Source organism: Ruminiclostridium cellobioparum DSM 1351 = ATCC 15832 (genome assembly GCF_000621505.1).
Taxonomy (GTDB): Bacteria; Bacillota; Clostridia; order Acetivibrionales; family DSM-1351; genus Ruminiclostridium; species Ruminiclostridium cellobioparum.
Window position 1 is genome coordinate 28,279 of sequence record NZ_JHYD01000010.1, and the last position, 11,793, is coordinate 40,071.

Consider the following 11,793-nt stretch of genomic DNA (forward strand, 5'->3'; position numbering starts at 1 on the left):
CTTTGTATCTCATATGGTAAAATGTTGCAGAGGTGAAAATAATGGAATACATAAAAAGCAGAATAAATATAATAGTAAGATTCCTTAAAAATAAAGGGTTGCTCTCCATGGACCTGATTTACAGATTTTATTACATGAATATTTTCGGCTCCAAACTCTACTACAGGCATAAAATAGAATCCTACCGATCCTGCGCCTTTTGCATGCATCTTTACTATGACAAGGTCATTAAGAAATATGTGTGTTCCTGCGGAGAGTATGAAGCGTGCGCCTCTCTCGTCCCCTGCATTGTACCCGATCCCACTCTGATGACCGGCCCCTCGTACATTGAAGAGGAGGAACAGATTCCCTGGCTTTTCAAGCCCCCCTGCCTTAATTTTGAAGTTCTTGATTCAAAAAATTACTTCAGAAATTTTATTTCATCAAATATCAACAGCAGCGTCACAAGGCTGGAAGCATTGGAAGGGATAATGATGGGCAGCTGCTCGGGAGGCATACCCTGCCATATTTGTGCCACAGTAAACAAAGAGGCCTACACCAGGTGCAGGTATATATCAAAAGCCGGTGAAACCGGAAAATGCAATATTATTCATGACAGTCTTGGTCAGATTTATAATTCTTCGGCCCAATTGTCAAATGTGTCATAACAGTTTATTTGCGGGGGTCTTTCTGCTTTTCTTCATAGGCCTGACAGTCTTTGCCCGAGGACTGAAAAACAACCAGTGAAGGTATTTGTCTTGTTTTAAAGCCAAAAGCCTTACATCCGTATGGCATATTACTGTCCCATGTTATATAGTGGTATTTACAGTTACGGCAGTTAATTTTCCCGGCCATGGTTCCTGTCAGCCTCCTCCCGTCCTTTGAGTTTTTTTGCTGTTTCCATAATTACCGGGCTTTTGCTATCTGCCTGGTTGTTACAATATCCGCACCGGTGCCCAGAATATCCGAAACAACCACCTGGTGGAAATCCACAGGGGCAGTCAGTTCAAGAACCCTGAGCGTATCAACGGCTTCCTGCAGTTTTTCCCTCGGTATGGGCTTGCTGCTTCTGACACTTACCAGCGGATGTGTTCCGCCCTTTACTTTTACAGTGGAGGTCAAGCTTCTCTTTGGGCACTGTACTTCGTCTTCAGCGTATGTCCTTCCATTTCTGCATAATGCGTTTTCAACACGGGTGACCCTGTTTTGCTCATCGACAAAAACATTCAGCCTGCAGCCATTGGGACATACAATGCACACCATTTCCCTGTTAGTCTTCATATATGCATACCTCCAGTTCCGAAACGTCCTTCAGTTCATTTTGGCTTAAGTCCATACGTATCATTTCGGCAGGATTCAAGGCTGTATATTTCCTTTTCTTTATGATCCTGTCACCGGCTATAAAACAGACTGTCTTTTCCCTGTCAGGCTTTACCACTCTCATGGAAAAGGTTACTGCTTTGCCGGGCCTTATTGTCTGGGGCAATACATATCTGATACCCCGGCCTGCCCTCACCGCCATTTTCTCATAGGATAGCGGATTTTCACCATTTGGGCCCTTATCCTCAGAATTTATACCTACATCTACACTGCTACAGCCGTCTGCCGTGCTGCTTCCGAGACCGCCCCCGATATATTCAGCAGCCGAACCGGCCGCCAGCTCTCCCTCCGCCGATACGTAATCCACCAGGTCATGCACCTGGAGTACATTTCCGCAGGCAAATATTCCGGGAACACTGGTCTGAAGCTTTTCATCCACACGCGGACCGCCTGTCACATGGTCAATTTCTATTCCGGCATTCAGTGATAATTCATTCTCGGGAATGAGGCCCACCGAAAGTATCAAGGTGTCGCAATCATATTTTTTTGAAGTGCCCCGGATGGTATTGCCCTTCTCATCAACCCTGGATATTGTAACTGCTGTCACTCTCTCCCTGCCTTCTATATTGGTAACCGTATGGCTGAGCAGCAGCGGAATCCCGAAATCATCAAGGCATTGGGTAATATTCCTTTGAAGTCCGCTGGAATAAGGCAGCTTTTCCACTACCGCCAGAACATCGGCACCCTCAAGCGTAAGCCTTCTGGCCATAATGAGCCCTATATCGCCCGAACCCAATATTATTATGTTTTTTCCGATCATGACATTCCTGATGTTTACAAGATTTTGAGCCACACCGGCCGTAAACACCCCGGCAGGCCTGGTGCCAGGAATGCATATGGCTCCTCTGGTTCTCTCCCTGCAGCCCATGGCAAGAATAACGGCTTTTGCCTGATAGCTTCTTATTCCGTCAGGGCTGACGGTGGTCACAGCTTTATCACTGCTGAGATCCTGCACCATTACGTTGGTAATGAGCTCTATACCCATTCCATCCGCTTCATCCATATATTTTTTGGCATATTCCGGCCCGGTCAGCGCCTCATTGAACTTTATAAGCCCGAAGCCGTCATGAATGCATTGATTTAAGATCCCTCCCGCTACCGGTTCTCTCTCCAGAACCAGTATATCGTCAATACCTCTTTTCCTGGCTTCAACTGCTGCCGCCAGACCGGCCGGACCGGCGCCGACTATTATCAAATCCTTATTTATCAACATATTAACTATCATTCCTTTCGCTGTGCTCAAGGCACAAAAAGTGATGAAAAACTCCTCACTCCTCATCCGCTATAAGACGAATAAAAGAGGTTAATCGGCCGTTTATTTGACCCGTCCGGTAAACAGCTTTGAGTTATTTCCCCTCAAGGTAACCTGTTCCGGCTCAATCCCCTTTTGCTCCTTCAGAATATCAACAATCCTTGTAAGGCAGTAGCCGCCCTGGCATCTTCCCATCATGGGCCTTGCCCTGTATTTGATACCTGCCAGGGTAGTCACTCCCAGAGGATTGTTGATTGCGTCCAGTATCTCCTTCTTTGTTATGCCCTCACATCTGCAAACAATTTCTCCGTATTCCGGACACTCTTTTATGAGTTTTTCCTTCTGTTCCAGCGTCAGTTCCCGGAAGGGCGTTATACCTTTTCTTTCGGCAATAAAATCCTTTTTAGGAACAAGTTCCTCCCTGCCGGCGATTATATCTCTTACCATCCTGCCGATGGGCACTGAAGCTGTCAAACCGGGGGACTCGATACCGATAAGATTTACAAGCCCCGGAACAACGCCGGATTCCTCTATAATAAAGTCCCCGTAGCCGCCGGTTTTTGGTCCCACCAATTTCGATCTTATACCTGTATAGCTCCTGATGATGTGCTTCATTTCAAGGGCAGGAAGCAGTTCCTTAGCCTCTTTGAACAACTGGTCCATCACACCTTTTGTAGCGCTGTAATCGCTCTTTGATTTTATATATTCGGCACTTGGGCCTATTAGTATGTTTCCTTCGACTGTAGGTGTGAGATGCACGCCCAGTCCGCCCAGCCCCGGCCTTGGAACGGGGTATACCGGCATGTTAAGATACTGGCTGGTCCTTTTGTCCAATATGAAATATTCTCCGCGGCAGGGGTGGATTTCATAACCCTTGTCGCCTGCAAGCGCGGCTATCCTGTCAGAGTAGAGCCCGGCACTGTTTATTATGTACCTGCTGAAAAAATGTCTTTTTCCGGCGGTCAGCCTGAATAAACCGTCCCTCTTTGATATGCCGTTCACTTCTGTCTCAAAGTAGAATTCAACTCCGTTTTGGGCGGCATTTTCGGCCAGCGCCACAGTATATATAAAAGGGCTTGTTATGGCAGTGTTGGGGGACAGCATGGCGCCGATTCCGCCAACATGCGGCTCCAGCTTTTTAACGGTATGTGCATCCACGAATTCAAGCCCTTTTACACCGTTTTTGCGGCCGTTCTCCATCAATTGATCAATGCCGGCAAAATCGCTCTCATCGAAGGCAACGATTAGCTTTCCGGTCTTCTTATAAGGTACGTCCAGCTGGGAACAAACTTTTTCAAAGCCTTCGTTGCCTTCCACGCAAAGCTTGGCCATCAGGCTTCCGGGCTTGTTGTTGAAGCCGGCATGTACCACTGCACTGTTCCGGCCGCTGGTTCCTGCTGCAACATCGCTTTCCTTTTCAAGTACGGCTATTTTCAAATCAAATCCTGACAGTTCTCTGGCAACTGCACAACCGACAGCTCCCGCTCCAACAATGACTATATCGAATATATTATCTGTATTTGCAGTCATACTACCTCCAAAAGCGATGTTTGTTTATTGTATTTTTATTGTATTTAGAATTTATCTGCTCTATCGCTTTGCTATACCAAAAACTTTTATTTGATTATAGCACAACGGCTGCTGTAATCAAGCTTTTGAACCTCTATTAAATAAAATTTAATAAAGCCGGGCAGGAAGAATATAAAGGACCGGTACCGGTTAAAAGCGGCCGGCAGTCTGGTAATTTAAGTTAATAAATAATGAAAATACCTTTTCTGTTACTGTTAATATGTGTTATAATGATATCAATAATTCTCCAGAAAGAGTGATGATTTTGTATTCCCTTAAGGAAAAATACTATGATGGTCAAGGTATTTTGCGGAATCCCGGCGAAAACTACTTTGACAGTGAAGGTATTTTACGCGACCCCGGTGATGATTATTTTGACTTTATGGGTATTTTAAGGCAGGCTGATGAAGAATTCTACGACAGCCAGGGCATTTTAAGAAACACTGATGAAAGTTTTTATGACGGCTCAGGAAATTTAATAGAAAGATAAAAAGTGCCCTTTCATTGGGCACTTTTGTTTTCTAAAATAATTTCTTTTTATACAGCGTATAACCTACAACAAGACACATAGCCAGGGATAAACCCATTATTATGAAAAATGCATAATGGCTTGTCAGCGGAATAACCACATTCATTCCGAAAAAGCTTGAAATCATTGTCGGTATGGCCATAACAATGGTAACCGAAGTCAGAAATTTCATAACTATATTCAGGTTATTTGATATGACCGAGGTAAAGGCATCCATTGTGCCTGACAAAATGCTGCTGTATATGTTAGCCATCTCGATGGCCTGTTTGTTTTCAATAATGACATCCTCAAGAAGTTCGGTGTCCTCGGGATAGTTTTTTATATGATCGTACTTCATTAATTTTTCAAGAACAACTTCATTGGATTTTAAAGCGGTTGAAAAGTACACAAGGCTCTTTTCCAGTTTAAGCATCTGGATGACTTCCTTGTTTTTCATTGACTTGTACACTTCCTGTTCTATCCTGCTGCTGGTTTTGTCTATGTGCTTCAGGTATTGAAGATACCTTGTGGCATTCTTGTACAGTATTTGAAGTACAAATCTGGTCTTAAACTGGGTCAAAAAGGATTTAACCTTATTGTTGATAAAATCGCTTAAAAGAGTATCCTCCTTCAGGCAAACAGTTATTATGATATGCTTTATAAGTATGATTGCCAGAGGAATGGTTGTATAAACATTCAATTTTCCTTCTTTTTCAACTATGGGTATATCAACAATTATAAGAGTTTGTCCGCTGTCGCTCTCAATACGTGCTCTTTCCTCTTCATCCAGTGCTGCTTTCAGAAAATCGATTTCAACGCTCAATGCACTGTTAACACTATTGATCTCTTCCTCGGTGGGGTTCACCATGTTGATCCAGGAGCCCTCTTCAAATGAATTTATCCGTACTATTTCATTGTTTACAGTCTTAAAAATATCCATCATTTGTCTCACCCTCTTTTAATATTTTTAGGAACAAGGGTTGATTTTCCAGACTATAAAATCATAGTATCAGAACACTTAAAGACATGCAAAGACATGACGGCATGGAAAATAAACCCAAGTAAGGTTTTTATTAAATTTTAAGTTGCTACTGTCAGGGTCACAATCCATACCATTCACCTACCTTTACAAAATGATAAAAAACAATAAAAAAACCGACACTACGAGTGACGGATTTTAAGCATAAAAAAACACCTTCACTCGTTGAGTTTTAGCACTATACAGCTTAGGAAAAACAAATCCAGCTACATTAAGTAAAACCTTATTTCGGTAGTACCTGTTGACCCATTGGCATCTCTCGATGTTTCCGGGCAGCAGCATATATCTGTATAGGAACCTCACCTAACGAATTATTCTATTAGCATACTAATTATATACCTATAATTCTTATATTTCAATACGTTGACGCAGAAAATTATTTATAAAAATGTCGCTTTAAAACACGTTGAATTGTACTATTTGCCAAATTCACAGTCGGATGCCCTCCCTGAGTTCATTTCACGGGCGAACTTTACCCTTTTATTAATTAACTGCAGGAATTATACCAACAACATACCAGTCTCTGCCTTTTATTTTAGAATAAACAACAAGATTTTCAGCTTTATCAATCTCTGCAGTGAACACACCTGAATTCATCCTGAAATTTTGAATCTTTTCGGTTAATTCTCTGCCGTCTATTTTATTATCAGAATCAGACTTTGCAGCAGAAAGTATTTTTCCATCAGAGTCTAAAATAAATACTCTCGAATGGTTACCATAAGATATGTTTTTTATTGAAGCTTGAAAATAACTATCTTTTAATACAATATAAATTTCGCCGATATCGTCAGCAGTTGTTATGCTTGTTATTTTTTTACTTAATACTACAAAGTTTCTTTCCTTGATTTTTACAGGTACCCAATTAACTGATCCATTTTTTTCAGGTTTCACAAACTCTTTCACATCTTCATAATCCACATAATCAGTAGATCTATAGCCGTCTATTCCTCCATCGTTAAATTCAACAAATACCATTTCAATATCTTTATTATTCATAAATTTGCTAACAAGTGAATCGGATATTTGGCGTGAATTCATTAACATATCATAATCATCTGTGTATTCTGTTCTTTCCTGTACCGGTTTAGAGAGAACTATATCATAACACTGGTTTTCAACTTTTTCGGCCATTAATGAAATGCTGATGCTTGCCTGCTCCAATATTTGTTTTGAGTAATCTTCAATTTTTTCTTTATCCTTATTATTAAGTGAATCATAAGAGCAGGAGCTTAGCAGAATGCTTAGAGCCAGCACAGGAAATATCAGTAATCTTATTATTGATTTAATCATTGTACCCTCTTTATTTTAAAGTAGTTTTATATAATTCTTTAACATTTTTGCACTTTTATTACAATATATTTAATTATAGGACAAATATTGCAAAATGTATACTATTTAATCCGGCCTAAGACATATTTCACACATTCATCATTTTCAGCCGGTACGGGCGAATATAAAAGGCTCTGCATATTTACCTCCTCTATAGAGATTATACCAATTACAGTTCAGGTCTTTGTTCAAGTGTTAGTTGTTCCCTGCCTTCTGATGCCGGTTCTGCCTGACTTGTTACCGGCCACTAAAGTAATTATTAAAAATTTTAAAATTAACTTAATCATTAATATAGCACCTCAATATCCTTGCTTCAATATAAAATAACTGTTAAACAAACATAAATGTTAATAATATACATATTGCACATTATCTTGCATTGCTTGCCAACAGCTTGATTATAGCTGTGATATATGGGAATATAATAAAAGGTACACATTTATGGAGGTGCTGAACCGTGTCCTTACTTGAATTCCGCAATGTAACTTATATTCATTCCAATAATTCCATATTGGAAGACATATCTCTGAATATTGTACAGGGAGATTTTGTTTCAATTACAGGTCCTTCCGGAAGCGGTAAAAGTACAATTTTAAAACTTTGCAGCAACCTGATAAGCCCTACGGAAGGTGACATACTGTTTAAGGCTGTTAACCTGAACCTGTACGCCCCAACAGAATTAAGAAAAAGCATAACCTATTGTTTTCAGACACCCTACCTGTTCGGCGATACTGTTATTGAAAATATCCGTTTTCCTTTTTTAATAAGAGATTTACAAATTGATGATGTGAGAGTCAATGAATTATTCTCAAAATTTCAAATGCCCATAGAATTCCTGGCAAAAGAAGTTAAAAACCTATCCGGAGGAGAAAAGCAAAGATTGTCGTTGATCAGAAGTCTGCTGTTCAAACCGGAAATTTTGTTGCTGGATGAAATTACAGCAGCGCTTGATGTTGAAAATACAAAAATTGTAGAAAAAGTAATAAAATCGCTGAATAATGAAGGTATAACAGTGTTATGGGTAACACACAACACTGAGCAGAGCAGAAAGTTAGCAAACAAGCGAATAACAATAGAAAATGGCAGGGTTAAAAATATAGAACTGCTGGGTTGATTTTTTATGCTAAAAAATCTCTTTCCGCCGCTTCCATTTCATCATTTATCGCATGTTATCCGGCATATAGAGGATTTTTCAACAGGGGAAAACATTTGATATAGCTGATTCCCTCCAATATTGCGCTCCGTTTCTGGTACGGCATAGCAGTTTATAATCAACCAGAGCCCTTCTCAGCAGAAAATAGTCGTTAAATGAATGCCAATCTTCTATAATGGTATTTACTTCTTTTTCGGAATATATTTTTCCGTATTCAAACTTGGTGGCCAGGTACTCAAGTATCTGAATTTTCTTTTCTACTTTGGAAGGCCATATTTTTATTTTTTGCTCATCATCTAAAAATCTTATAATATCTTCTTTCATTTTAACCAATACTCCTTACAGTCATTTGTCCGTTCCATAAATCCATATTCTATAAGATAACGTCTCAAGGTAGCAAAATCCTCATGTATTTGCTTCAATATACCATTTACTTCTTTTTCTGAATAATGCTTATTCCTTTCAAATTGTTGGGATATTTTTTTCAAAATAACAATTTTCTTTTTTTCCTTACTGGAGATTACTTTCAGTTTAAGAGGCGACAAAGAGGTAAACATGGCCTCAAGAATTTTGTCCTCCTCTGCCTTTGTTACCATATATCTGTCGTCGATCATTCTGGCCCCCTCATGAATATCAATAATTTCGTCAGTGCTTTCTGCACGTATTCTCCCTTTATCCAATCCTCTTAGAGCCAGTTCGTATATGGCCAGATAGAGCTTTGCCTGCTTCGCTTTTTCCCGAAAAACAAATCTTTGATGTCGAATTGTGGCAGCTGCCACACCTGTCTTTTTGGCTATTTCATTATCTGTCATACTCTGGTACATCATCTCAAGGATTTCCTTTTGATTATCAGTAATTCCCGTATACTTTTTGTTGTATGAGGTCAGCAGCTCCAGCAAATCGGGATGCTCTTCCGTCACATGGATATTTATCATTCTATCTGCATTAAAAAACCTGTTCCCAGACTGAAAGATCTCTCCAATCCCGAATTCCTTCCCGCATATATTACATATGTAGCAGTTTTTTACAGTATCAAAGTGATATCCATTTTTTATTTCTTCCAGAGTCATATTTATAAAGTCATTGGCCATTTAAACAATACCGCCTTTTGTTTATTAATTATATAAACATATATTATTATCGTTTAATAGGTTTGTCAAGGTTAATTTTTTTGTCGAAAATAGATAAAAAAAATCAATTGTATTTCATGGTGAATATTGTTATTTTAGCTTATATGATATAAAATATTTATATAGTATAGTAAAAATATGGGAAATATATATAATCAATGCATCATCAACGCAGAATAATTTCTTTAAATGCATGGACTCATTTAAAGGTAACATTAATGTACATTTTTAATAAAAACTTTACATTAATTACTTATATGCAATTCAGGTATTAGAAATAAAATAAAAATAGTTAGGAGACAAATTTGTGTTAATTCAGTTGATGGTTGTTAATACACTTTTTGCAATGATTACCGGTTATTTGGTACATTATTTTTTAAAAACAAATTTTAATATCAGGTCAGCGAAGACCAGACTTGTAGTATTCATTATTTGTTTTGGTATTTCAAACGGTCTTTTATCAACTCTTTGTATGAAATACCTTCCGGGTAACCTGCAGTTTTTGAAATCCTTTTTTCTATTAATACTCAGCATTATAGTTATTAAATATTTACTTAAAATCAGTATAATAAGAGCTTTGCTGTCATTTTGCACAATTATGCTGGCAGTGATGCTTTGTAATTTCTTTGCACCATTGGTTTTTGCATTTTTCTCAAATGTGAATGTCACTCCCGATGTAATAACAAATGACGTCTTTCTGTTTGCTGTTATGAATGCGCTGGTTTATTTTTTTACATCAATTATTATTCTGCTTACTCCCTTTGCAAAAAAGCTGGGACAGTTTAAAAATCTAAAGCCTGTTATTATCCTGTTATTTATTACACTGCTGATGCTTGTATTAAATGCCGGAGTCCACTATATAGTCAGCTTTGATCCCATATCCTTTACTGCCACACTCATATTGTCCTTGATTTATTTAATCGTTTCTGTCTGGTACATAAACAATTTCTACAAATATGAAATGAAAATAGAGGAAGAAAAACAACAGGCTTTTTACAATGAATCTCTAAGTCTGGTAATACAGGATTTAAGAAGGTTCAAACATGACCAGGCCAACCATTTGACAGTTATCTCCGCAATGTTGAAAATGAAAAAATTCGATCAGGCAAATTCATACATAAGTGAAATATTTAATACAACTGAGAGCATTGTGGATACATCGGTATGTGATATTAAAAATGCGGGTCTCTTCGGACTTATCTCCTCCAAAATGGATTACGCTAAAAAGACCGGAATTAAATTCAACCTGCAGGCAATAGGTGAAATAGACTCCATTCCCAATGTTAAGATCTCCGAACTTTGTGAAATAATAGGGATTTATCTGGATAATGCCATAGAAGCCGCTGCAATAAGTGGTGATAAGGAAGTTGAAATGCGTCTGGAAAATAAAGAAGAAAGTATTGATATTGTAATAGATAACAGCTGCAGTATCATTCCAAATCTTGAAAGTATCAGACAGGACGGTTATTCTACAAAAGGCACCAATCGCGGACACGGTTTGAGTATAGTCGACAAAATTCTAAGCAAGTATGCCAGTATCTCGAATACCATTAATTTTGATAATAAAAGTATGATCTTTACCCAAATACTGAAAATAAAAAAAGGCATATAGCCTTTTTTTATTTCCTTTAGTCTATTTCAGTAATGATTTGGGGCACTCCTGCTGATAAAACGAAGAGAACCAACAAGCCCCTGCCGAAGAAGTTGCCGCGATAATTCCAACCATGGACAAAACAGTCATTACCATCAACCTGATTTTACCTTTTTTCATTTAATACCCCACCCTTTCTATTCTTTGTTATTTTATACACCACCGGTGTAAGATTTACGGCATTGATCAATGTAATAATTGACATAACATTCGAAAAATCCTTTGGCACAAAAAAGCTGATTACAAAACATATGATAAAAACTACACTGCTCTTGATTCTTAATTCCTTCCGTCTCTTTTCGGTAATTATCGGCTTCGAAATTAAATCAGCCGGAGCATATAAGTACACTAGAACACCTGATATGATAAACAAAATAATATTTAAATAATTAAAAGCGATAATATGCGACAAATAAATGGTTCCAAATATAAATGTAAAATGTGTAATAATGCAACCCAGCTGAGTTTTAGCATGAATACCGCCGAAATAAGACTTGTTTACAGAGAATACGGCAACGGCTACCAATGCATACCTTAACTGCCCGAGGGCGAATGCCGTCAGTAATACCGCTATTAGCTTGAGACCGTCGGAAAAGGCCATATAAAGACCATAATCTATTTCTTCCGCTTTTTCTTCCGTGATACCCGGTACTGTAATAAGTATCTCATTTGTAATTTTTTTAGTGATCTTACTCAACATATAATCACCACCTATTACAATTTACTCCATTATATACTATTTTTTATAACTAATCTATATATTTCTTAAAAATTCCCTTTTTGTTAAGAAAAATTTACAATTT

General features: G+C 38.3%; 14 protein-coding genes and 1 riboswitch. Of the genes, 4 read left to right on the forward strand and 10 right to left on the reverse strand.

Annotation, left to right across the window (positions count from 1 at the left end; all coding sequences use genetic code 11):
• Nucleotides 1-41: 41 nt before the first annotated feature.
• The gene (locus T344_RS0106840; protein ID WP_027628077.1) at nt 42-647 is read left to right on the forward strand and encodes a hypothetical protein; all 606 of its coding nucleotides are present in this window, start codon (nt 42-44) and stop codon (nt 645-647) included.
• A gap of 4 nt (nt 648-651) precedes the next feature.
• Here the strand turns inward: T344_RS0106840 and T344_RS0106845 are convergent, their stop codons facing one another.
• The 4 genes from T344_RS0106845 to T344_RS0106860 all read right to left on the reverse strand — a co-directional run bounded on the left by T344_RS0106845 (nt 652) and on the right by T344_RS0106860 (nt 4,141).
• Nucleotides 652-834: a hypothetical protein gene (locus T344_RS0106845; RefSeq protein ID WP_027628078.1), complete on the reverse strand. Its 183-nt coding sequence runs from the start codon at nt 832-834 to the stop codon at nt 652-654.
• Nucleotides 835-885: 51 nt separating this feature from the next.
• On the reverse strand, nt 886-1,260 hold the full coding sequence (locus tag T344_RS0106850) for a DUF1667 domain-containing protein (RefSeq protein ID WP_027628079.1): 375 nt from the start codon (nt 1,258-1,260) through the stop codon (nt 886-888).
• A complete protein-coding gene (locus tag T344_RS0106855) occupies nt 1,250-2,572 on the reverse strand; it encodes an NAD(P)/FAD-dependent oxidoreductase (RefSeq protein WP_027628080.1) in 1,323 nt (440 codons plus the stop codon). The genes T344_RS0106850 and T344_RS0106855 overlap by 11 nt, the downstream gene beginning before the upstream one ends.
• Nucleotides 2,573-2,674: 102 nt before the next feature.
• The gene (locus T344_RS0106860) at nt 2,675-4,141 is read right to left on the reverse strand and encodes an NAD(P)/FAD-dependent oxidoreductase (protein WP_027628081.1); all 1,467 of its coding nucleotides are present in this window, start codon (nt 4,139-4,141) and stop codon (nt 2,675-2,677) included.
• 298 nt (nt 4,142-4,439) lie between these two features.
• Between T344_RS0106860 and T344_RS0106865 the strand changes: the two genes are divergently transcribed.
• Entirely contained in the window at nt 4,440-4,670 is a 231-nt protein-coding gene (locus tag T344_RS0106865) for a hypothetical protein (RefSeq protein WP_242842033.1), read from the forward strand.
• A gap of 31 nt (nt 4,671-4,701) precedes the next feature.
• Here T344_RS0106865 and T344_RS0106870 read toward each other — a convergent pair whose 3' ends face one another.
• Nucleotides 4,702-5,631 carry a magnesium transporter CorA family protein gene (locus T344_RS0106870; RefSeq protein ID WP_027628083.1) on the reverse strand — a complete coding sequence of 310 codons (930 nt, stop codon included), beginning with the start codon at nt 5,629-5,631 and terminating at the stop codon, nt 4,702-4,704.
• A 246-nt stretch (nt 5,632-5,877) separates the two neighbouring features.
• A riboswitch (M-box (ykoK) riboswitch) is annotated at nt 5,878-6,045 on the reverse strand.
• A gap of 165 nt (nt 6,046-6,210) precedes the next feature.
• On the reverse strand, nt 6,211-7,017 hold the full coding sequence (locus T344_RS0106875) for a PDC sensor domain-containing protein (protein WP_027628084.1): 807 nt from the start codon (nt 7,015-7,017) through the stop codon (nt 6,211-6,213).
• A gap of 496 nt (nt 7,018-7,513) precedes the next feature.
• Here T344_RS0106875 and T344_RS0106885 point away from each other — a divergent pair, with 496 nt between their 5' ends.
• Nucleotides 7,514-8,170 (forward strand): ABC transporter ATP-binding protein, encoded by a 657-nt coding sequence (locus tag T344_RS0106885; RefSeq protein ID WP_027628085.1) that lies wholly within the window; start codon nt 7,514-7,516, stop codon nt 8,168-8,170.
• A gap of 78 nt (nt 8,171-8,248) precedes the next feature.
• Here the strand turns inward: T344_RS0106885 and T344_RS0106890 are convergent, their stop codons facing one another.
• Nucleotides 8,249-8,533 carry a DUF2087 domain-containing protein gene (locus T344_RS0106890; RefSeq protein WP_027628086.1) on the reverse strand — a complete coding sequence of 95 codons (285 nt, stop codon included), beginning with the start codon at nt 8,531-8,533 and terminating at the stop codon, nt 8,249-8,251.
• Entirely contained in the window at nt 8,530-9,300 is a 771-nt protein-coding gene (locus T344_RS0106895) for a DUF2087 domain-containing protein (RefSeq protein WP_027628087.1), read from the reverse strand. Before T344_RS0106895 ends, T344_RS0106890 begins: the two co-directional genes overlap by 4 nt.
• Before the next feature lie 346 nt (nt 9,301-9,646).
• Here T344_RS0106895 and T344_RS0106900 point away from each other — a divergent pair, with 346 nt between their 5' ends.
• Entirely contained in the window at nt 9,647-10,951 is a 1,305-nt protein-coding gene (locus T344_RS0106900; protein ID WP_027628088.1) for a sensor histidine kinase, read from the forward strand.
• A 21-nt stretch (nt 10,952-10,972) separates the two neighbouring features.
• Here the strand turns inward: T344_RS0106900 and T344_RS30275 are convergent, their stop codons facing one another.
• Nucleotides 10,973-11,110, reverse strand: coding sequence for an AgrD family cyclic lactone autoinducer peptide (locus tag T344_RS30275; protein WP_004625443.1), 138 nt, complete (start codon nt 11,108-11,110; stop codon nt 10,973-10,975).
• Entirely contained in the window at nt 11,097-11,690 is a 594-nt protein-coding gene (locus tag T344_RS0106910) for an accessory gene regulator ArgB-like protein (RefSeq protein ID WP_027628089.1), read from the reverse strand. The genes T344_RS30275 and T344_RS0106910 overlap by 14 nt, the downstream gene beginning before the upstream one ends.
• Between the last annotated feature and the right edge of the window lie 103 nt (nt 11,691-11,793).